Genomic DNA, 19,864 nt, shown 5'->3' on the forward strand with positions numbered 1-19,864 from the left:
CCCCGACCACTGCTACCGGAATTCATTCGTAGTGCATCGGCCTTCAGTAGGTGACGCTGTCGGGGATCTTGAAGAGCGAGAGCTCAGGGGAGCAGGTGGCGGCCGGACCCTGCTTCCCCAACGTCGGGCTGTTTCGCCTGATCAACGGCATGACGCGGTGTCTTCGTGGACTCCGTGAGGTCCAGGATCAGGCCCCTGTTACGGCTTCGCGAACGCCACAGCTGCGCCTCATGGTGCCGAAGTGCAGGATGGTGCCTATGTCAACCCGCAGTGAGCGTTAGCCCTTCCGGTGCCAGTTCGAGAGATCTCCGCTCCGCGCCGTCGGCGGTGCTGGGACGGTGAAGTTCCATCGGACCGGAGGAGACCGAGTTGTGCATTCAGCCGCGTACCGGCTCGGAGGTGCCGGAGCTGACTGTGAAGGTCGCCTGCGCCAGCAACCCGCAGGGCACCACTGCCATGGCCATCCGTGATCACCTCGACGGGCTGTGGCGGGACGAGGACTTCGCCGAGTGGTACCCGCGGGACGGCAAGCCGGGGCTCTCCCCGGCCCAACTGGCAACTGTGTCGGTCCTGCAGTTCCTCATGGAACTGTCCGACCGGCAGGCCGCTGAGGCCGTCCGCTGCCGGATCGATTTCAAATACGCACTAGGGATGGAACTGGACGATCCCGGCTTCCATCACAGCGTCCTGACGGACTTCCGCGAGCGCCTGACCAAGGACGACAGGGCTGACAGGCTCCTCGACCTCGTCCTGGAGCGGATCAAGGCTGTTGGTCTGGTCGCGGAGCGGGGACGGCAGAGGACCGATTCCACGCACATCCTGAGCGCCGTCCGCGACCTGACACGCCTGGAGCTGGTCACCGAGGCCATGCGTACTGCCCTGGAGGAAATCGCACGTCAGGCGCCACAGGAGCTGGTCGGGCTGGTCACGGAAGAGTGGGGCACACGCTACGGACGGGCTGCCCGGCTCGGCAGGAACCCGACCCGGCCGAAGACCCGTATCAAGAACACCGGCGACGACGTGTATCTCCTGCTGCGTTACGTCCGCACCTACCTGCGCAGGCAGTGGCAGGGGTCGCAGGTCCAGGCGCTGCGGCAGATCTTTCTGCAGAACTACTGGGTCGACGAGCGAGGGCGCGTCTGCTGGCGCGAACCCGGCGACGGCGAAGCCGGCCTGCCGCCCTCGTCGATCGCGATCGTTTCGCCCTACGACCTGACCTCCCGTTACGCCCGTCGCAATGACACGCGCTGGAAGGGGTTCTTGGCACACGTCACGGAGACATGCGACGACACCGCGGTGAACATCATCACCGACGTGACCACTACTCCGGCCACGCTCTACGACATCAGGGCCCTGCCCGCCATCCACAAGCGGCTGGCCCAGCGGAGCCTTCTGCCTGGCGAGCATCTGGTCGACGGCGGATACACCTCGGTCGTGGAACAGGACCAGGTCGACCGCAAGCACGGGATCACTCTCGTGGGTCCGGTCCGTCAGAAGCGCACCCGCCAGTCACGCAAGGGCAGCGTCTTCGACCGCGACGCCTTCACCATCGACTGGGAGCGGCAGCACGTCGTATGTCCGCAGGGCAAGCTGAGCCGGCAGTGGGCGACGCCGCCCGCGATCACTCCGTATATCCAGGTCAGGTTCTTGAAGGAGGACTGCGGCCAGTGCCCGGTCAAGTCCAGCTGCACCCGCAGCGACCGGCGGACGTTGACCTTCCTGCCGCAGCAGCTCTACGAACGGAAGGCTGCCGCACGGGCCGCACAGCAGACCAGCCCGTGGAAGGCGAACTACGCGATGCGGGTCGGCATCGAGAGCACGGTTAACGAGTTCGTCAACGGCCACGGCATGCGACAAGCCCGCTACCGGAGCCAGCCGAAGGCCCACGTCCAGCACGTCCTCACCGCCATCGCCGTCAACATCGAGCGCGTCAACGCGGAGCTCACGACACCCACGGCAGAACGCACGCCCCGAACACCCACAGCGCTCCAGAGCTTCCTGGACTGGCAGCGCATCCCGAGGCCAACCGCATGGCGCACCGCAGGGAAGTCCTGGCCCTCGGTGCGTGAGGTCGTCGCATGCCAGAGCGGGGCCGGCCGGGACCGGCGGGCGCCGGGTGAGAAGACGATCACTCTCCAGGAAGGACACGCCGACGGACGGAAGGCGCTCAGACACCGAAGACTGACGGGCCGACCCCGCCACAGATCATGCTGATGCATTTCAGTTGTTGTTGCAAGCTATTCGCAATAGAGGCATAGGGTGTCCCAGGACGATCACTCACCCGGAAAGGGGACGTGCCTGATGGGCACCTACGCGCTTCCCGACATGCCCTACGACTACGCCGCACTGGAGCCGGCCATCACCGGGCAGATCCTGGAACTGCACCACGCCAAGCACCACGCCGCCTACGTCAAGGGCGCCAACGACACCCTCGAACAGATCGCCGAAGCCCGTGACAAGGACCAGATCACCCCGACCTCGCTGGTCGGACTGGAGAAGACCTTCGCCTTCAACCTCTCCGGCCACGTCCTGCACTCGATCTTCTGGCAGAACCTCTCCCCGGACGGCGGCGACCGCCCCGACGGGGCCCTCGCCGACGCCATCGACGAACACTTCGGCGGCTTCGAGCAGTTCAAGAAGCAGCTCACGGTCGCGACCGCGTCCGTCCAGGGCTCCGGCTGGGGCGTCCTGGCCTGGGAGCCCCTCGGCAAGCGCCTGATCATCGAGCAGGTCTACGACCACCACGGCAACGTCGGCCAGGGCAGTACCCCGCTCCTGGTCTTCGACGCCTGGGAACACGCCTACTACCTGCAATACAAGAACGTCCGCCCCGACTACGTCACCAAGCTGTGGGGCCTCGTCAACTGGGACGATGTCACCGCCCGCTATACCGCAGCAACCAGCGCCTGACCCAGCATCACAGCCTCGCCCGGCGGGCCGGGAAGCCACCATGGCTTCCCGGCCCGCCTCGTTGTGAGGGCTTGTCCCGGCAGAGCCGGGCGGTGCTCATAGCGGCCGGTTCTGCTGTTCGATGTACTGCCTGACCACGGAGAGCGGGGCGCCGCCGACGGTTCCGGCGAAGTAGGAGCCGGACCAGAGCTTGTTGGCCCGCCAGTAGTGGCGTACCAGGTCGGGGAACTCCTGGCGCAGGCGGCGGGAGGAGACGCCCTTGAGGGAGTTGACCAGCTTGGTCACGGCGACCTTGGGCGGGAAGTTCACCAGCAGGTGGACGTGGTTGTCCTCGCCGTTGAATTCCACCAGGTCGCACTCGAAGTCCGTGCACACGGATCGCATGATCTCCTCCATGCGCCTCAAGTGGGCATCGGTGAACACTCTGTGCCGGAACTTGGTCACGAAGACCAAGTGGACGTGCATCACGAAAGTACAGTGCCGACCAGTTCTGATCTTCTGCATTTCACCCATAACCCAAGTGTGTAGCGTGGCCGTCATGCAGCTCCGGTACGCCTTCAGGTTGTACCCGGACCCCGGCCGGCAGAGGGCGTTGGCGAAGGCGTTCGGGTGCGCCCGTGTCGTGTTCAACGACGCGGTGCGTGTGCGTGAAGACGCCCGAAAGGCCGAGCAGCCGTTCCCGACGGCCGGTCAGCTGTCGAGGAAGCTGATCACCGAGGCGAAGCGGACAGCCGAGCGGTCCTGGCTCGGCGAGGTCTCCGCAGTGGTGCTCCAGCAGTCCCTGCGGGACGCCGAGAGCGCGTACCGCAACTTCTTCGCCTCCCTCAAGGGCACGCGCAAGGGACCGAAGGTGGGAGCACCACGGTTGAAGTCCCGCAAGGACACGCGGCAGTCGATCCGGTTCACCGCCAACGCCCGCTGGCACCTCACCGACAACGGCCGGCTGAACCTGCCGAAGATCGGTCCGGTGAAGGTGAAGTGGTCCCGCACGCTGCCCGTCACCCCCACCTCGGTCACCGTCATCAAGGACGCGGCCGGACGGTACTTCGCCTCCTTTGTCCTCGACACCGACCCCGCCGCCGACGCGGCCCGGATGCCGCAGACCGACCGCACCATCGGCATCGATCTCGGCCTGACCCTCCCCCACCGCGGTCCTCTCCGACGGCACGAAGATCGACTCCCCGCGCTTTTTGCGGCGCGCGGAGAAGAAGCTGAAGAAGGCCCACAAGGAACTGTCCCGCAAGCAGAAGGGATCAAAGAACCGGGCCAAGGCCCGCCTCAAGGTCGCCCGCGCCCACGCCGAAGTCGCTGACGCACGCCGTGAGTTCCACCACCAGCTCTCCACGAAGCTGATCTCCGAGAACCAAGGGATCGCCGTGGAAGACCTGTCGGTGGCGGGACTGGCCCGCACGAAGCTGAGCAAGTCCGTGCACGACGCCGGATGGTCATCGTTCATCAACATGCTCCAGTACAAGGCGGAACGGTACGGCCGCACCCTGGTCACGATCGGCCGGTTCACACCGACCTCCCAGACCTGCTCCACCTGCGGCGTCCAGGACGGACCCAAACCCCTGAACGTCCGGGAATGGACCTGTACCGCCTGCGGCACCGTCCACGACCGGGACACCAATGCCGCGATCAACGTGAAGACGGCCGCCGGACTGGCGGTATCGGCCTGCGGAGCGCCGGTAAGACCAGGAGCAATCCCGGCACAGCGCGAAGAAACAGGAAGCCACGGATTCCCCGCCGGAAACTGCGCCGCGTAGCGGCACAGTTTCCGGCGGAGAAGGCCAGAATCCCCGGGCTTCAGCCCGAGGTGCAAGTCAACTGAGTGCTCCCGTCGTCACGGTGACCGGGAGGCTTTCCAGACCCCTGATGACGTTGTTGAGGTGCCGCCGTGGCGGGCCGGCCAGGTGGATCGCCTCTACGTGATCCAGCAGCGCCGACAGGATCGCGTTGCCCTCCACCCGTGCCAGTCCCTGGCCGGCACAGGCGTGCACGCCGGAGCCGAACCCGACGTGGTCCATCGGCGCCCGGCCCACGTCGAACGTGTCCGGCTCCGGCCACTTGCGCGGATCCCGGTTGGCCGAGCCGAACAACATCGCCACCTGAGCCTGCGGCGGGATCGTGACGCCGTCGATCTCGACCGGCCGCGTCGTGCGGCGGAAGAACACCTGCACCGGTGATTCAAAGCGCACGACCTCCTCGAAAGCGGAACGGAGCAACGTCCGGTCGGAGCGCAGGGCCGTCCACGCGGCCGGGTGCTCGGCGAACAACCACAGCGCACTGCTGATCGCGTTGATCGTCGTGTCCATGCTCGCCACCAGGTACGCGCGCAACAGCCGTCCCACCTGGTGCTCCTCGATCACGCCCCGGTCGGCCGCCTGATACAGCGCCTCGCCCCAGCCACCTGGCACGAGGTTGTCGCGGTTCATCATCGAGATGAGCTCCTCGAGCAGCCGGTCGGAGACCTGCACGGACGCCGTCGTCCGCTCGTTGAGGGGGCCGAAGGTGTTGAAGAACGCGTCGGCGAACACGAGCACTTCGTCCCGTGCGCGCAGGGGCATCCCGATCAGATCCGCCACCACCGTCAGCGGGAACACTCGCGCGAGATCACTCACGACGTCGAATGAACCGCGGGCCACCACGGACTCGACCAGCTCAGTGGCACGCCGGGCTATGCCGTCTCGCAGGCCCGCCAACGCACGCGGGGCCAGGCTCTCCGACAACACAGCGCGCAGCACTTCGTGCTCCGGCGGGTCCGTCGCCAGCACACCACCCCGGCGGCGTTCGTTCAGCGACGGCTCATAGCCCACGCTGTCCACGGAGGAGAACCGTTCGTGGTCGCGCAGCGCCGCCCGTACGTGCTCGTACCGGGGCAAGGCCCAGCAGTCGTAGCGCTCCAGGTACACGGCGGCGCCCGTCTCCCGCAACACCGCGTAGGCGGCGTAAGGATCGGTCAGAACATCGTCGGCGAAGATGTCCACATCGGATACCGGAGTAGCGGCCGTAGTCATCCTTGACTCCCATCATTCATCGCGGTGAAACCGCATCCGTTCGTGTGCGAAGCCTCGTTCGGGCCGCCCGGCAGCACGGTTGACCGGCCGTGGCCGGTGCTCTCCTCAGGCGCCGATCATGTTGAAGCCGCCGTCGGCGTTGAGGTAGACGCCGGTCATGTGGGCGGCGTCATCAGTGGCGAGGAAGAGGGCGGTGCCCGCGAGTTCGGCCGGGCCGGGGATGCGGCCCATCGGGGTCTTGGCGATCATGTCTTCGCGGCGGCCGGACTTCCAGTCCGCCCGGCCCAGGAGCGTCTCGGTCTCGATGAAGCCGGGTGCGAAGGTGTTGACCCGTACGACAGGGGCGAAGGCCTGGGCGTAGGACTTGGTGATGCCGAGGATGCCGTACTTCGCGGCGGCGTACTGCGGGGCTCGCGCGCTGCCGCGCACGATGACGGTGGAGCCGATGTTGACGATCGCGCCGTGGCCCTGGTCCAGCATCCGGGCCCCGAACTCATGCGTGCAGAGCATGGTTCCCTTGATGTCCACGGCGAGTACGTGGTCGATGGACTCCTCGGTCAGGTCCCGCCAGGACATCTGGTCGCCCGCCACATCACCGACGTTGTTGACCAGCACGTCGAGGCCGCCGAACTGGATGAACACCTCCTCTGCCATGCGGATGACGTCGGCGTGGACGGCGATGTCGGCCTGCACGGTGAACGCCTCGCCGCCCACTTCCTTGATGCGGGCGACGGTCTTCTCGGCTCCGGCGGCCGAGCTGCGGTAGTGGACGGCGACTTGGGCGCCCTCCTGGGCGGCGCGGACGGCGATCTCGGCGCCGTAGCCGGTGCCGGCGCCGGTGACCAGGACGGTGCGGCCCTCGAAACGGCGGGGGATGGGCACGGGGGGCGGGGTGTGGTCGGACATGCGGGTCCTTGTCTGCGATGGTCGGACGCGGGTTCCGGGGGCAGGGGTGACGGAGACAACCGGCGGGCTGTCGCGGCCCTCAGCCCTCAGACGGCTGGGCGGGTCAAGGGCCGGTGAAGTGCTGTCGGATCTCGCCGATGCCCTCGATGCGGCTGACGAGTACGTCGCCGTCGGTGAGGTAGCGCGGCGGGTTCATGCGGTTGCCGACGCCCGCCGGGGTGCCGGTGAAGACCAGGTCACCGGGGAAGAGCGGCAGCACGGCCGACAGCCGGGCGATGAGCTCAGGCACCGGGAAGATCATGGACTTCGTGCGGTCCTGCTGGACGGTCTCGCCGTTCAGCAGCCCGGTGATCTCCAGGTCGTCGGGGTCGTCGAGTTCGTCGGGGGTGACCAGGACGGGGCCGATGGGGCCGAAGCCGGGGAAGGACTTGCCCAGGCTGAACTGGGCTGGTTTTCCCTGGAGTTGGGTGACGCGTTCGGAGAGGTCCTGGCCCACGGCCAGGGCGGCCACCGCCTTCCAGGCGCGGTCCTCGCTCACCCGGTACGTCTCGCGCCCGATCACCGCGACGAGTTCGACCTCCCAGTCGACCTTGCCCCGGGGGAGGGCGACGCTGGTGTGCGGGCCGGTGACGCAGGCCGGGAACTTGGTGAAGACGAGCGGTTCCTCGGGTGGAGTGAAGCCGGCTTCCGCGGCGTGCGGTGGGTAGTTGAGGGCCACGGCGAACACCTGGCGGGGGCGGGGCACCGGTGCGCCGAGCGCGGTGGGGTCGACCGGGATGTCGTACGCGTCCTCGGGCAGCCCGGCCGCCCAGTCGCGTAGGCGTGGCCAGTCCTCCAGCAGTGCCATCGGGTCGGTGGGCAGTCTGCCCCGGGACGCCCAGCGGACGTTGGCGGCCCGGTCGCCGCTGACCACGACGGTGCGGCCGTCGAGGACGCCGAGCCTCACCAGTCCACCTTCTCGGGTACGGGGGTCCCGTGCCCTTCCTGCCAGCTGACGATGGGCGTGCGCAGGACGCCGAGGCGCTCGACCTCGGCCTCGACGACGTCGCCGGGCTTGAGGTACATGTCCGGGTCGCCGCTGAAGCCGGCCACGCCCTGGATGGTTCCGGTGGTGATGAGGTCGCCCGCGCTGTAGCCCTGCGGGGAGTGGTAGGCGACCAGGTGCGGGATGGAGACCGACATGCGGTTGGTGTTGGACTTCTGCCGGACGACGCCGTTGACGCGCAGTTCCATGTCGAGGTTCTGCGGGTCGGGGATCTCGTCGGCGGTGACGATGTACGGGCCGACGGGGCAGAAGGTGTCGATGGCCTTGCAGAAGGAGAAGACCCCGGATGCCATCTCTCGGCGCTGGATGTCGCGGGCGGTGATGTCGTTGAAGACGACGTAGCCGGCGATGTGGTCGGGCGCGTCGTCCACTCCGAAGAACTTGCCCGGCTTGCCGATGACGACGGCGATCTCCAGCTCGTAGTCCAGCTCGCTGGTGAGGTGTTCGGGGTAGATGACGGGCTCGTCGGGGCCGACGATCGCGTCGACGTTCTGGAAGAAGACGATGCCCTTGTGCATGGGGTGCGACCAGTCGACGTTCTTCGACTCGTCCTCGTGCTCACGGAAGTTGCCGGACGTATGGAAGAACTTCTTCGGCATGATCGGCGCGCGCAGCTTCACGTCGTCCAGCAGCAGCCGCTCACCGGTCTCCAGGACCTTGCCGTCGCGCTCGAAGTACTCCCGGGTGCTGCGGACTTCGAGGGGCAGCACGAGCCGTTCCTCGAGTTCCAGCCTGCCGACCCGCCCGTCGTCGAAGGTGATCAGCTTCATGGTTCTCTGCTTTCTTTCGAAGAGTGAAAGTGATATTCACTGTGTGAACTTTGAGTTGAGTATTGAAGGGTCATCGTGGACTGTCAAGGCGTTGCCGGGGGCTGAGGTTCGCGGTCATCGGAACCGGACGCGCTGCCCTCGCCCAGAAAGACGCGCAGCTGGAGGGCGAGCATCGAGTAGTAGCCCACCAGCGTCGTCAGCTCGAACACGCCTCGCTCTCCGACCGCGGCCACGGCGTCGGCGTACTCGTCGTCGTTCAATGTGCCGTGCCGCAGCAGTGCTGTCGTCGCCCGCAGGGCAGTGCGCTCGGCCGGCTCGGTGAGCTCCGGCACCCGGCCGGCCCGCAGTGCGGCCATCTCCGATTCGGCCAGGCCGGCACTGGTGCGGCCGACGGCTTCGTGAGCTTCCCGCTCGAAGGCGCTGTCCCAGTGGGCGGCCACGGCGAGGATCGCCATTTCCCGCACTCGATCGCTCAGCGAGGAGCTGTAGCGCACGGCGGTGCCGAGGGCCTGCGTCGCCAGACCCACCGGGGGGCTCAGCAGCATGGCGTTGAAGGGGCCGCGCAACCGCCCCTCCTGGTCGGTCAGTGGGAACGCCTGCGGCCCCAAGGCGCGGGCGCCGCCGGTGACGGCCCGGTAGACCTCGGCCTGCTCCTCGTCCAGTTCGCCGGGCAGTAGCCCGCCCAGTCGCACTCCCATTCCGTCCTCCTTGTCGTCGCCCCATGGCGGATGGTCTGATGCTGACTTCCATACAATGAAAGTGACCGTGTTCCGTCGTAGTGCTCACCGTGCCCAGCAGACAGAGAGCGAGACCCTTGGTGCCGCCGCGTGAAAAGCCGACCAGCCCCCTGCCCGCCGACGGTTCCGCGGCGTCCAAACGCAGCTACCAGGTCGAGGCGCTGGCCAAAGGGCTGCGGTTGCTCGGGCAGTTCTCCGAACAGCGGTCGTCGATGAAGCTGACAGACATGGCCGCCGGGGCCGGCGTGCCGTTGCCGACCGCCTTCCGGATGGCCGCCACCCTGGTGACCGAGGGGTTCCTGGAGCAGCTGCCGGACGGCGCCTACCGTCCGGCCCCCAAAGTGCTCACGCTGGGCTTCGCGGCGTTGCGCGGCATGGATGTGGTGGAACTCGCCGACGGGCCGCTGCGCCGGCTCGCCGCGGCGACGGGCCAGACGGTCAACCTGGGCACCCTGTCCGGCGACCAGGTGCTGTACCTGATCCGGCTGCGCAACAACGACTTGGTGACCGCGAACATCCAGGTGGGCTCGCGGCTTCCGGCAGTCGGCACGTCCATCGGAAAGGTACTGCTGAGCAGTCTGGACGATGCCGAGCTGAAGCAGCGCCTGACGGAAGAGTCCTTCGCCGGGGCGACCGGCCCGAACGCGATCCGGTCGTTGGCCGAGCTGCGGCCGGCGCTGGCGAACATCCGCGAGCGGGGCTGGGCGGTGCAGGACGAGGAACTCGCCTACGGGCTGCGCTCGGTGGCCGCGCCCGTGCGCGACGCGTCCGGCTCGGTGGTGGCCGCGGCCAATGTGGCCGTACCCGCGATGGGGTACCCCGTCACCCGCCTGCTCGACGAACTGCGCCCGCGCCTGCTGAACGTATGCCAGGAGATCACGCGGCTGCTCGGCGGAAGCTGACGGACGAGGCGGCCTGCGGTGCCGTCCCGTCCGGCCGGCTCCTGACTCAGACGAGTGTGCGGCCGCCGTCCACATACAGCACCTGCCCCGTGATGAATGACGCCTGCGCCGAGGCGAGGAACAGCACCGCGCCGACCACATCCTGTGCGGTGCCCAGACGCCCGGCCGGGACCAGGCTGACCATCTCCTCGCGCATCCCCGGCCTGTCCAGGTACTCGCGAGTCAGTTCGGTCTCCGTGTAGCCGGGGCCGACCGCGTTGACGGTCACACCGTCGGCGGCCCACTCCCGGGCCATCACCTTCACCAGCTGGTCCAGTCCGCCCTTGGTCGCCGCGTACGGGGCATGGTGCGGGTGGGCGAGCCGGGAGGAGACCGAGGAGAAGAACACCATGCTCCCGTGCCCTGCCTGGCGCATCAGACGTCCCGCCGCCCGCCCGGCATAGAAGGCGCTCGACAGGTTCAGCGTGAGGATGCGTTCCCACACCTCGTCCGGCGTGTCGACCACCGCCCGGCGGTCGTTGGTTCCCACCGCGTGCACCAGCACGTCCAGCCCGCCGAGTTCATCTGCCGCCGCCCGGACGGTTTCCTCGCACGCCGCCGAGGTCGTGACATCGGCCGGAATCACGCGCACATCGGCGTCCGCGAGCGCCGGATCGTCCCGCAGAGCCTTGAGCTTCGCCTCGTCCACGTCCACGACGGCCAGGTGCGCCCCGGCCTCCGCGAGCCCCCGGGCGCAGGCTGCACCCAGGCCGCCTGCCCCCATGACGAGCGCCCGGCGGCCCTCCAGTCCCAACCAACCCATGGCGCACTCCTCCATGACTTTCGTGAAGTGAAAGTAGCTTTCAGTCCATGACGATAAGCCGTGCGGCGACACGATGTCCATCACGCCTGTCATGCCCGGAACTTGACCTTCACTCGGTCGCAGTGCTTTCGTTTGCTGCCAGTTGAAAAAGTCACTTTTATTCAGTGAAAATCCTTGGGAGTGCGTGCAGGGGCTGCCTACTCCTGCAAGTCGCTCGCCGAGGCGGTTGCCACCTGCTCCCTTGCCCCCACTCATCCATCTCCATCTCAGGAGCCCCCCTTGAGCGACTCGCCCCCGGCAGTGGAGGCGGAGGAACACAACTCCTCCGGTACTCCTCGCCACTTCGGTCTCGTATTCGCCGCTCTCATGGCAGCGATGCTGCTCTCGTCCCTGGACCAGACGATCGTCAGCACCGCGCTGCCGACCATCGTCGGCGAGCTGCACGGCGTGAACCACATGGCATGGGTGACCACCGCGTACATCCTCGCGGCCACCATCGCGATGCCCGTCTACGGCCGTCTCGGCGACCTGATCGGCCATAAGTCCCTGTTCCTCGGCGGCATCGGCGTCTTCCTCGTCGGTTCCGTGGTCGCTGGCGTGGCGCAGGACATGACCTGGCTGATCATCGGCCGGGCCGTGCAGGGGCTGGGCGGTGGCGGACTGATGATCACCTCGCAGGCGATCATCGCCGACCTCGTGCCACCGCGGCAGCGCGCGAGATACATGGCCCCGATCGGTGCGGTCTTCGGCCTCTCCGCCGTTGCCGGACCGCTGCTCGGAGGCTGGTTCACCGACAGCATCGGCTGGCGCTGGTCCTTCTGGATCAACCTGCCGGTCGGCGTCCTGGCCCTCGCCGTCGGCGCGTTCGCCCTGCGCCTGCCGCGCAGAGCCGCCGAGGTCGCCTTCGACTATCTCGGCTTCGCCCTCATGGCGTCCGCGGTGACCTGCACGGTGCTCGTGACCACCTGGGGCGGCACGGAATACTCCTGGTCCGATCCGCTCATCATCGGCATGGCCGTCGGCGGCCTGCTGGCCTGGGTGGTCTTCTTCTTCTCTCAAAGCCGTGCCACGGAGCCGATCATCCCGCTGTGGCTGTTCCGCAGCCGGATCTTCAACATCGCCACCCTGATCGGACTCCTGGTCGTCGGCATCGGCATGTTCGCGATCCTCGGCTACCTGCCCACGTACCTGCAGATGGTCTACGGCCTCAGCGCCACCGAGTCCGGGCTGCTGCTCATCCCCATGGTCGTCGGCATGATGGCCACCTCCCTCCCGTCCGGACGGTTGATGAGCAGCACCGGCCGCTACAAGATCTTCCCGATCGTCGGCACGGTCCTCGTGTGCCTCGCCGCGCTGCTGATGTCCACCCTGGACACCGAGACGTCGCTCGTGCTGGTCGGCGTCTACGTGTTCCTGCTGGGCGCCGGTCTCGGCGGGACGATGCAGCCCCTGGTCCTGGCCGTGCAGAACGACTTCCCCGGCTCCGACGTGGGCACCGCGACCTCCGCCAACAACTTCTTCCGCGAGATCGGCTCCACCCTCGGCACCGCGGCCGTCGGCTCGCTGTTCACCCACCGCCTCATCGACCAGCTCGGCGACCGCCTCTCCGCCGACGCCGCCAGGACCGTGGGCGACACCCACTCGCTCACCCCGGCCCTGGTCCACTCCCTCCCGGACAAGATCCAGGACGCGGTGATCCTGGCCTACCAGCACGCCCTGACACCGGTCTTCGGCTACCTGGTCCCGGTGTTCGCCCTCGGCCTCGTACTCGCCTTCCTCCTCCCGGAGAAGAAACTCGCCGACGACAAGGACCCCGGCCCCGACACGACATCGGCCGCCCAGCCCGGTGAGACAGGGCCGGACAACACTGAGGTGGCGGCGCCGACAGGGCACTGAGCCGCATGAAAGCTGTGAGGGCGGGCCGGGCGGGCCGGGTGGGCCCGCCCTCACCGTACGAGACAGGGGGAGTGTCAGACGGTGTCTCGGCCGAGCAGGAACGACACGAAGCGGCGGTCCGGATCCCAACGGTCACGGAGGGCCTCGAGACGGGACAGCGCGTCGGCGGCGAAATAGGCGTCCGGTCCCAAGCCGCGGGACGCCATGGAGTCGGCGCTCATCTGGTTTCCCATGGTCACCGGTTCCAGCCGCCGGGCATGGTCGATGACCCACGCATGCATGTCCGCGTCCCGGCTCGGATCGTCCCAGACTGTGACCAGCTCGACCATGGTGTCCCCGAGCAGGGAGAAAGCCATGTCCGGCAGTTCCGGGCTGCCGGCCAGGTTCAGCCAGTTGACGTGTGACCGGGGGGTGGGGAGCGAGGTGAGAGCCGCGTCGAGGGCCGGCACCAGGGCGGATGCCGACGCGTTCGACATGATGTTGTCGTGGCTGTACCGGAGACCCGCCGGGTACAGGTCGTCCACGCCCGTGAGGTCCTGCATGCCCCCGACCGCGGCGGGGTCGATGCGCCAGAGCGCCTTCTCCCGCAGGGGCGCGTTCGTGAAGGGCGCGAGCGCCTCCTCGGCCTCGCGCTCGGAGTCGGCGAAGGCGAACAGCCCCAGCAACATCGTCGGTCCGTCCGGGGAGCGGGCCACGTGTTGGGTGACGCAGAGGGACGGATCCACGATCGGTGACATCTCGTGACGGATCCCGTGCAGCCAGCCGAGGAGCTCACCACGCATCGCGAGCGGGTAGTTGTGCGCGGTGGCTTTGATCACGGCCGGCCTTGGCCGCAGTTCCAGGTGGAAGGCGGTCACGACGCCGAAGAACCCGGGGCCCGCCCCTCGGGCCGCCCAGTAGAGATCGCTGTTCTGCGACTCATCGGCTCGGACCGCCTCGCCGTCCGCCGTGACCACATCCACGGCCCGGACCAGGACACATCCGGGCCCGTAGGCACGCCAGTTCCATCCCAGACCTCCGCCCAGAAGAAATCCCCCCACCGCCACCGTCGAGCAGTGGCCGTGGGGAAAGAACAGCTCCAGCGGGTCCAGCGCCATATCGAGGTCCTGACCGAGAACCCCGGGTCCGACGACCGCGGTCCTGGCCAGAGGATCGATGTCCATGCTCGCAAGGCGTGATACGTCGATGAGGAGCGCGCCCTCTCGCAAACCGGCAGCTGAAGTGCTGTGCCCGCCCGCGCGCACGGAGACCTGGAGCCCCCGCTCCTTGGCCAGCCGAACGGCCACCGCGACGTCGTCGGCGTCCTCGGCCAGCACGATTCCGGCCGGGCGTCGCGCGGGCTTACGGCCGTTCCATACGGCATGGCGACGAGCCTGCTCGTAGCCCTCGTCACCGGACCACAACAGCTTCCGCTCCAGCTTTCTCTCAAGTGGCACGGCTCTTCCTTTCGATGTGACAGATGCCGGGCGCTCAGGCACTGGCGGAGGTGATCGAGGACAGCCGAATCGAGTCAGGTGAGCGCCTCATCCGGCGGCCGAAACTCGCCGGCACCCGAACGCCGGCCAGGATCGCGGCGTCGCCGAGCGCGATGTCGCTGGTGCTGATCCGGTAGCGCGTGCCTCCGTCCCGCGGCCGGCCGGCCGTGCGGCGCGGATCGGCTGCGGAGGCCGGTCCGGGCGTAATGTTGCGTGGCCCCGGCGCGGGGAGGAACGGCACCTTTCGTTGATTGAAACGGAGTCCCGCACAGACCGGGGCAGCCGGCGTCGGCACCCGCCCGCAGCGCCGCCCGACATCTCACGGCGGTTTCGCGTCCGCGAGGAGTCGGCGTGCCGGTCGGCTGCCGTTCGAACCGTTCCGTATCGGACTGTCCGCGGTTGTCATGCGTTGGGCTGCCAGGGTGCGAGGGCGGCGTCGACCACGTTGGCCACGGCGTCCTTGTCCAGGTGCGTGCCGAGCATGCACCGCTGGAACAGCAGGGGGCCGAGAATCCGGCAGACCAGGTCGCGGGTGTGTTCTTCGACGCCGGCGCGCAGTTCACCGCGGGTGACGGCGGCGGCGAGCTGGTCGGCCAGCTTCTCGTCGGCGCGGCCGAACATCTCGTCGCGCAGGCGTCGTACGTCTGGGTCCCGCTCGCCGCGTTCGATGACGGTGGCGGCGATGGGCTGGTTGAGCCAGTCGGCCTGCTGTTGCAGGTGTGCCACCAACTGGTCGCGGAATGGACCGTCGTCGAGAGTGAGGATCGGGTGTGCGGCGGAGGTGAGGGTGTCCAGGAGAAGGGACTGCAGGTCGGGCCAGTGCCGGTAGACGGTGGCCCGGCCCACCTTGGCCCGTTCGGCGACGGCGGCGTGGGTGATGTGTCCGGGTCCTCCTTCGGCGAGGAGTTCGGCGGCGGCGGCCAGGGCGGCGGCGCGGCTGCGGAGGGTGCGGGGGTCGTCGTTGGTGCGGGGCATGGCGGCAGTTCTCCGTTCCAGGCAGTCTATGAGACGGGTTGACTCACAACCTCTATCTGATACATACTGTCTCACAGATGGTGCGGAACCCCGCAGCATCGGACACCGTCAGGCACAACCGTCCCTTGAGGCTCCAAGGAGAGACCCATGTCCGTGACCATGACCGAGAACGCCATCGCCCTCCGTTTCGCCGACCGCGCCACCGCCTACCAGGCGCTCAGCGAGTTGAAGCACCTCTCCTCCGCCACGACCGAGGTCCGCGGCGCCGTACTGATCGAGCGACTGGAGGACGGCACCGTCCGCTTCCCCGAAGGCCTGGACACGGAAGCCGGACGCAACACCGCGGTCGGCGGGCTGGTCGGCTCACTGGTCGGCATCCTCGGCGGCCCCCTCGGTGTGCTGATGGGCTGGGGCATCGGCGCGCTGATCGGCGGAGGCCACGACTACAAGCGGGCCACCGAGGCGACCGGGGCCGTCGGCGCCTTCACACCGCATGTCCCGCCGGGCGGCACCGTCATCCTTGCCGGGGTCAAGGAGGCCGACACCGAGGCCATGAACCTGCTGGCCATGCGCTACGACGCGGCCCTCGAACGCCGCCCCGCCGACTCCGTACGGACTGAACTGAAGGCGATGGAGAAGGCGGCCGACCAGATCAGGAAGCAGGAGGCCAAGGACGATCGCGACCGCAAGCGCGCCGAGCGCGGGCACAAGGCCGCCGAGCGGAAGGCCGAGAACGGCGCCGACGGGCAGAAGCAGCCCACCCCGACCGGAGCCTCCGCCACAGACGCGGGGTAACCCCCCTGCCCCGCAAGGTGGGAGCGGACCAACCCAGGTCCGCTCCCACTTCGAGTGCCGCGTCGGATACGGAACCGCCGTCGTCGGCGAGTCCCACCAGCAGGAACAAGGCGAGTGCGGGGCCGAGACGAACATCCGCCGGGCGGCCCTGTACGACACCTGCGTCACCGACATGAACGCGCCCACCTTCGGAGCCGGTGTCATGCGCCGGGTGTGCGTGTGTGCGGCGGGGTGGGACGCGCCTCCCGTGTCGACCGCGAGCGATCCCTTCGTTCAGCGGGTGACCAGCAGACCCCGGCTGCGCAGCACCCGCCGCTCGAGCGGGCTGAAGATCAGCAGATCGATGGCGATACCGACCAGCAGGATCAGGAAGATGGCCAGGAACACCTGCGACATGCTGGCATTGGTCCGCCCGTTCTCCAGCAACTGGCCGAGACCGACGCCCAGATCGGGCGAGGAGGCGATGATCTCGGCGGCCATCAGCGAACGCCAGGAGAACGCCCAGCCCTGCTTCAGCCCCGCCAGATAGCCGGGGAGAGCCCCGGGCATCACGATGTGCCAGGCCTCGAGCAGCCCCGTCGCGCCCAGCGTCCGCCCGGCCCGCAGGAACAGCGGCGGGATCTGGTCGATGCCGGCGACGAGGCCGTTGGCGATGGACGGGACCGCGCCGAGCAGGATCACGGCGTACATCATCGAGTCGTTCAGGCCCAGCCAGAGTACGGCGGGCGGAACCCAGGCCACCGACGGCAGCGACTGCAGACCGGACAGGATGGGGCCGATGGCCGCCCGGACGAACCTCACCCGGGCGACCAACAGGCCGAGCGGCGTACCGATGGCGAGCGCCATCAGGAAGCCGAGCAGACCGCGCGAGACGCTGGTCCAGATGTAGTCGAGAAGCGTGCCCTGCAGCCAGGCGGCGGTCACCTCGTCCCACACCGCGGACGGCGACGGCAGCTTGTAGCTGTCGACGACCGCCGCCCACACCAGCAGCTGCCAGACCACCAGCACCAGCGCGACCGCGGTGACCGGCGGCACCACCTTGCGTACCAGGGTCTCGCGCAGTGACGTACGGCCCACCTGCACCGTGTCCAGTGCGTCGAGCCCGGCCTCCAGTCCCGCCAGGTCCTGTGAGTCCTGGGGCTCCCCGGCTGCCGGAGAGCCGTCCTTCTTGCTGTCGGCGCCGGTGTCAGTGCTGGCCATGGCGGCGGATCTCCCTGCGTAGTTCTTCGGTGATGTCGGCGGCCAGCTCGGCCACCGCGCTGTCCTCGATGCGGCGCGGCTGCGGGATGCCGACCTTCCACTCCCGGGCGATCCGCCCCGGCCGCGAGGACAGCAGCACCACCCGCTGCGCCAGCCGCACGGCCTCCCGCACGTTGTGCGTCACGAACAGCACCGACAGTCCCGTCTCGCGCCAGATGCGAGTCAGCTCGTCGTGCAGTACGTCACGGGTGATCGCGTCCAGCGCCGCGAACGGCTCGTCCATCAGCAGCAGCCGGCTGTCCTGGGCCAGCGCACGGGCCAGGGCCACTCGCTGCCGCATACCGCCCGACAGTTCGTGCACCCGCTTGCCGTACGCGCCCTGCAGCCGTACGAGTTCCAGCAGCCGTTCCGTCTCCTGCCGGCGCCCCGGCTTCGCGACCCCGCGCAGCTTCAGGGCGAGTTCGATGTTCTTGCCCGCTGTCAGCCACGGGAACAGCGCGTGCTCCTGGAACAGCAGGGCGGGTCGGCCTTCCGTGCCGATCGAGCCGGCGGACGGCAGGTCAAGGCCCGCCACCAGATTCAGCAGCGTCGACTTGCCGCAGCCGGAGGCCCCCAGGAGGGTGACGAACTCGCCCGGTGCGACATCGAGCGTGATGTCGTCCAGCACGAGCTGCTGTCCGCCGGGCGTGCCCGGTGCGGGGAAGGACTTCGAGACGTGCTCGATACGGGCGGCGTACGTCAACGCCGTGGCGTCCTCGGCAGCCTTGGCGATCGTGGTGGCCATGGTCGTCACCTCCTGGGAACTCATCGGGCCTGGTTGTCGGTTACTCGTTACTCGGCACCGAGACCGGCGTCGTCGACCTCGTCCTCGCCCTCGGCCTTGAGGACCTTGTTGAGCGGGGCTAGGTCGTAGATGCCCTTCAGATCGGGCTTCTCCAGCAGGCCGGCCTTCACCGCGTGCTCCGCCTCGGTGTTGAGGGTGGCGGCCAGCGGGTCGTCGAGGAAGGTGATGGACTTCCAGGCCGGGTCGATGACCTCGGCGGGCAGCGCCTTGCCGGACTCCTTCTTCAACGCCTCGTTGGCGGCGGCCTTCGCCTTCTCCGGGTTGGCGTTGATCCAGGCGTTGGTCTTCACCGAGCCGCGCAGTACGGCCTCGACGACGTCCGGGTGCTCCTTGAGGAACTTCTGCGACACGATGATGTTCGTGATCACGAACTTCTTGTCCGGCCACAGATCGGCCTCGTCCAGCAGCACCTTGCCGCCCTCGGCGACCAGCTTGGACGCGGTCGGCTCCGGCACCCAGGCGCCGTCGATGGAGCCGGACTTGTAGGCGTCCGGGGTGATCTTGTTGTCCGTGCGGACCACGGACACATCGCCCCCGCCGCTCTGCGCGTCGACCTTCCAGCCCTTCTCCGCGATCCAGTTGAGGAACGCGACGTCCTGGGTGTTGCCGAGCTGCGGCGTGGCGATCTTCTTGCCCTTGACGTCGTCCAGGGACTTGATCTTGTCCGGGTTGACGACGAGCTTCACGCCACCGGAGGCGGAACCGCTGATGATGCGCAGGCTCTTGCCGTTCGACTTGGTGTAGCCGTTGATGGCGGGGGAGGGGCCGATCCAGCCGATGTCGATGGACCCGGCGTTCAGCGCCTCGATCTCGGAGGGGCCGGCGTTGAAGGTCGACGGCTTGATCTTGGTGCCGCCGAGCTCTTTCTGGAGCAGGCCCTCCTGGACGCCGACCAGGGCGGTGGCGTGCGTGAGGTTGGGGAAATAGCCGATCTTCACCTCGTCGAGGCCGTCGATCTTCTTGGCGTTCGCCGCGACCTCGGTCTGCTTGTCGTCGTCAGCGGAATCGGCGCCGTAGCCGCAGGCGGTGAGCAGGAGAGGAAGCGCGGCTATGACGGCGATGGTGCGCAGGGCGGTGAGCGGTCTTGCGGCAGACACGGAGGTGTCCTCTCAGGGAATGGGCGATCAGGGAGGTACGAAAACGCGAGGCGTACTGATGTGGCGGCACGCGCCAGCACTCCACTCCTCGGCCTCGGCGGCACGCATGCCGTCGCGGGCTGAGAAGCGGAACGTGGGGGAGTGGCCGGCGGAGGCTGTTCGATCCGCCGGCGGAGGCGGAGCGGGCGGGGAGGCAGTCCTGGTTCGGACAGACTCAGGTTCTGCGCGTCAGACGGGCCGACAGATGGCGCTGGACGTACGGACAAGGTCGATGTGACGGCGCGAGGTCAGGAGGGGCAGCGACCCGCCTGTGCGGTCGAAAGTTCGCATGGCCACCCCCGCTTTTCCCTAGTTTTCCTACCCGGTTGCTAGGGATCGTGGCAGAAGGAGGCGCCTATCCCAAGGGGGTGTTCGCATGGTGGACAATGTCATCTCGCATCATGGGATCAACCGTGAGTGGCCCAGCGTGGCAGGGGTTCACTCAGGCGTCCGG

General features: G+C 68.1%; 19 protein-coding genes and 1 pseudogene. 7 read left to right on the forward strand and 13 right to left on the reverse strand.

What is annotated here, in order from left to right; translation table 11 throughout:
* Positions 1–399: 399 nt before the first annotated feature.
* Both IEZ21_RS10390 and IEZ21_RS10395 read left to right on the forward strand, forming a co-directional pair.
* Positions 400–2,214, forward strand: a complete 1,815-nt coding sequence (locus IEZ21_RS10390) for an IS1182 family transposase (RefSeq protein WP_246567538.1) — start codon at positions 400–402, stop codon at positions 2,212–2,214.
* A gap of 87 nt (positions 2,215–2,301) precedes the next feature.
* A complete protein-coding gene (locus IEZ21_RS10395) occupies positions 2,302–2,910 on the forward strand; it encodes a superoxide dismutase (RefSeq protein ID WP_189321582.1) in 609 nt (202 codons plus the stop codon).
* Positions 2,911–3,006: 96 nt separating this feature from the next.
* Here the strand turns inward: IEZ21_RS10395 and tnpA are convergent, their stop codons facing one another.
* The gene (gene tnpA / locus IEZ21_RS10400) at positions 3,007–3,423 is read right to left on the reverse strand and encodes an IS200/IS605 family transposase (protein WP_189321583.1); all 417 of its coding nucleotides are present in this window, start codon (positions 3,421–3,423) and stop codon (positions 3,007–3,009) included.
* 25 nt (positions 3,424–3,448) lie between these two features.
* Between tnpA and IEZ21_RS10405 the strand changes: the two are divergent.
* Positions 3,449–4,676, forward strand: a pseudogene (locus tag IEZ21_RS10405) (RNA-guided endonuclease InsQ/TnpB family protein).
* Between the two features lie 57 nt (positions 4,677–4,733).
* Here IEZ21_RS10405 and IEZ21_RS10410 read toward each other — a convergent pair.
* The 5 genes from IEZ21_RS10410 to IEZ21_RS10430 all read right to left on the reverse strand — a co-directional run bounded on the left by IEZ21_RS10410 (position 4,734) and on the right by IEZ21_RS10430 (position 9,346).
* Positions 4,734–5,927 carry a cytochrome P450 gene (locus tag IEZ21_RS10410; RefSeq protein ID WP_189321584.1) on the reverse strand — a complete coding sequence of 398 codons (1,194 nt, stop codon included), beginning with the start codon at positions 5,925–5,927 and terminating at the stop codon, positions 4,734–4,736.
* A 105-nt stretch (positions 5,928–6,032) separates the two neighbouring features.
* A complete protein-coding gene (locus IEZ21_RS10415) occupies positions 6,033–6,833 on the reverse strand; it encodes an SDR family NAD(P)-dependent oxidoreductase (protein WP_189321585.1) in 801 nt (266 codons plus the stop codon).
* Positions 6,834–6,936: 103 nt separating this feature from the next.
* Positions 6,937–7,779, reverse strand: coding sequence for a fumarylacetoacetate hydrolase family protein (locus tag IEZ21_RS10420; RefSeq protein ID WP_189321586.1), 843 nt, complete (start codon positions 7,777–7,779; stop codon positions 6,937–6,939).
* Positions 7,776–8,648: a fumarylacetoacetate hydrolase family protein gene (locus IEZ21_RS10425; RefSeq protein ID WP_189321587.1), complete on the reverse strand. Its 873-nt coding sequence runs from the start codon at positions 8,646–8,648 to the stop codon at positions 7,776–7,778. Before IEZ21_RS10425 ends, IEZ21_RS10420 begins: the two co-directional genes overlap by 4 nt.
* Positions 8,649–8,731: 83 nt before the next feature.
* On the reverse strand, positions 8,732–9,346 hold the full coding sequence (locus IEZ21_RS10430; RefSeq protein WP_189321588.1) for a carboxymuconolactone decarboxylase family protein: 615 nt from the start codon (positions 9,344–9,346) through the stop codon (positions 8,732–8,734).
* A gap of 119 nt (positions 9,347–9,465) precedes the next feature.
* Between IEZ21_RS10430 and IEZ21_RS10435 the strand changes: the two genes are divergently transcribed.
* Positions 9,466–10,287: an IclR family transcriptional regulator gene (locus tag IEZ21_RS10435; protein ID WP_189321589.1), complete on the forward strand. Its 822-nt coding sequence runs from the start codon at positions 9,466–9,468 to the stop codon at positions 10,285–10,287.
* A 46-nt stretch (positions 10,288–10,333) separates the two neighbouring features.
* Here the strand turns inward: IEZ21_RS10435 and IEZ21_RS10440 are convergent, their stop codons facing one another.
* On the reverse strand, positions 10,334–11,089 hold the full coding sequence (locus IEZ21_RS10440) for an SDR family NAD(P)-dependent oxidoreductase (protein ID WP_189321590.1): 756 nt from the start codon (positions 11,087–11,089) through the stop codon (positions 10,334–10,336).
* Positions 11,090–11,368: 279 nt separating this feature from the next.
* On the opposite strand from IEZ21_RS10440, the gene IEZ21_RS10445 reads away from it, so the two are divergent.
* Positions 11,369–12,985, forward strand: coding sequence for an MDR family MFS transporter (locus tag IEZ21_RS10445; protein ID WP_246567540.1), 1,617 nt, complete (start codon positions 11,369–11,371; stop codon positions 12,983–12,985).
* Positions 12,986–13,059: 74 nt separating this feature from the next.
* On the opposite strand, the gene IEZ21_RS10450 is transcribed toward IEZ21_RS10445, so the two are convergent.
* Positions 13,060–14,421, reverse strand: coding sequence for an FAD-binding oxidoreductase (locus tag IEZ21_RS10450; RefSeq protein WP_189321591.1), 1,362 nt, complete (start codon positions 14,419–14,421; stop codon positions 13,060–13,062).
* A 23-nt stretch (positions 14,422–14,444) separates the two neighbouring features.
* On the opposite strand from IEZ21_RS10450, the gene IEZ21_RS10455 reads away from it, so the two are divergent.
* Positions 14,445–14,597: a hypothetical protein gene (locus IEZ21_RS10455; RefSeq protein ID WP_189321592.1), complete on the forward strand. Its 153-nt coding sequence runs from the start codon at positions 14,445–14,447 to the stop codon at positions 14,595–14,597.
* Between the two features lie 265 nt (positions 14,598–14,862).
* Here IEZ21_RS10455 and IEZ21_RS10460 read toward each other — a convergent pair whose 3' ends face one another.
* On the reverse strand, positions 14,863–15,435 hold the full coding sequence (locus tag IEZ21_RS10460; RefSeq protein WP_189321593.1) for a TetR/AcrR family transcriptional regulator: 573 nt from the start codon (positions 15,433–15,435) through the stop codon (positions 14,863–14,865).
* Positions 15,436–15,582: 147 nt separating this feature from the next.
* On the opposite strand from IEZ21_RS10460, the gene IEZ21_RS10465 reads away from it, so the two are divergent.
* Positions 15,583–16,230, forward strand: a complete 648-nt coding sequence (locus IEZ21_RS10465) for a hypothetical protein (protein ID WP_189321594.1) — start codon at positions 15,583–15,585, stop codon at positions 16,228–16,230.
* A 273-nt stretch (positions 16,231–16,503) separates the two neighbouring features.
* On the opposite strand, the gene IEZ21_RS10470 is transcribed toward IEZ21_RS10465, so the two are convergent.
* The 4 genes from IEZ21_RS10470 to IEZ21_RS48770 form a co-directional block, all read right to left on the reverse strand.
* Positions 16,504–17,430 carry an ABC transporter permease gene (locus IEZ21_RS10470; protein ID WP_189321595.1) on the reverse strand — a complete coding sequence of 309 codons (927 nt, stop codon included), beginning with the start codon at positions 17,428–17,430 and terminating at the stop codon, positions 16,504–16,506.
* Positions 17,417–18,214 (reverse strand): ABC transporter ATP-binding protein, encoded by a 798-nt coding sequence (locus IEZ21_RS10475; RefSeq protein ID WP_189321596.1) that lies wholly within the window; start codon positions 18,212–18,214, stop codon positions 17,417–17,419. The genes IEZ21_RS10470 and IEZ21_RS10475 overlap by 14 nt, the downstream gene beginning before the upstream one ends.
* Positions 18,215–18,261: 47 nt before the next feature.
* Positions 18,262–19,371 carry an ABC transporter substrate-binding protein gene (locus IEZ21_RS10480; protein ID WP_189321597.1) on the reverse strand — a complete coding sequence of 370 codons (1,110 nt, stop codon included), beginning with the start codon at positions 19,369–19,371 and terminating at the stop codon, positions 18,262–18,264.
* A gap of 228 nt (positions 19,372–19,599) precedes the next feature.
* Positions 19,600–19,701, reverse strand: coding sequence for a putative leader peptide (locus tag IEZ21_RS48770; RefSeq protein ID WP_373302212.1), 102 nt, complete (start codon positions 19,699–19,701; stop codon positions 19,600–19,602).
* Positions 19,702–19,864: the final 163 nt, after the last annotated feature.

It is taken from the genome of Streptomyces flaveus (genome assembly GCF_014647675.1).
GTDB lineage: Bacteria > Actinomycetota > Actinomycetes > Streptomycetales > Streptomycetaceae > Streptomyces > Streptomyces flaveus.

What these genes read in the sequence shown, in the direction of transcription:
- IEZ21_RS10395 (WP_189321582.1), top strand. Translation starts at nt 2,302, where the DNA reads ATGGGCACCTACGCGCTTCCCGACATGCCCTACGACTACGCCGCACTG.
- tnpA (WP_189321583.1), bottom strand. Translation starts at nt 3,423, where the DNA reads ATGGGTGAAATGCAGAAGATCAGAACTGGTCGGCACTGTACTTTCGTG.
- IEZ21_RS10410 (WP_189321584.1), bottom strand. Translation starts at nt 5,927, where the DNA reads ATGACTACGGCCGCTACTCCGGTATCCGATGTGGACATCTTCGCCGAC.
- IEZ21_RS10415 (WP_189321585.1), bottom strand. Translation starts at nt 6,833, where the DNA reads ATGTCCGACCACACCCCGCCCCCCGTGCCCATCCCCCGCCGTTTCGAG.
- IEZ21_RS10425 (WP_189321587.1), bottom strand. Translation starts at nt 8,648, where the DNA reads ATGAAGCTGATCACCTTCGACGACGGGCGGGTCGGCAGGCTGGAACTC.
- IEZ21_RS10430 (WP_189321588.1), bottom strand. Translation starts at nt 9,346, where the DNA reads ATGGGAGTGCGACTGGGCGGGCTACTGCCCGGCGAACTGGACGAGGAG.
- IEZ21_RS10440 (WP_189321590.1), bottom strand. Translation starts at nt 11,089, where the DNA reads ATGGGTTGGTTGGGACTGGAGGGCCGCCGGGCGCTCGTCATGGGGGCA.
- IEZ21_RS10455 (WP_189321592.1), top strand. Translation starts at nt 14,445, where the DNA reads ATGCCGGGCGCTCAGGCACTGGCGGAGGTGATCGAGGACAGCCGAATC.
- IEZ21_RS10460 (WP_189321593.1), bottom strand. Translation starts at nt 15,435, where the DNA reads ATGCCCCGCACCAACGACGACCCCCGCACCCTCCGCAGCCGCGCCGCC.
- IEZ21_RS10465 (WP_189321594.1), top strand. Translation starts at nt 15,583, where the DNA reads ATGTCCGTGACCATGACCGAGAACGCCATCGCCCTCCGTTTCGCCGAC.
- IEZ21_RS10470 (WP_189321595.1), bottom strand. Translation starts at nt 17,430, where the DNA reads ATGGCCAGCACTGACACCGGCGCCGACAGCAAGAAGGACGGCTCTCCG.
- IEZ21_RS10475 (WP_189321596.1), bottom strand. Translation starts at nt 18,214, where the DNA reads ATGGCCACCACGATCGCCAAGGCTGCCGAGGACGCCACGGCGTTGACG.
- IEZ21_RS48770 (WP_373302212.1), bottom strand. Translation starts at nt 19,701, where the DNA reads ATGCGAACTTTCGACCGCACAGGCGGGTCGCTGCCCCTCCTGACCTCG.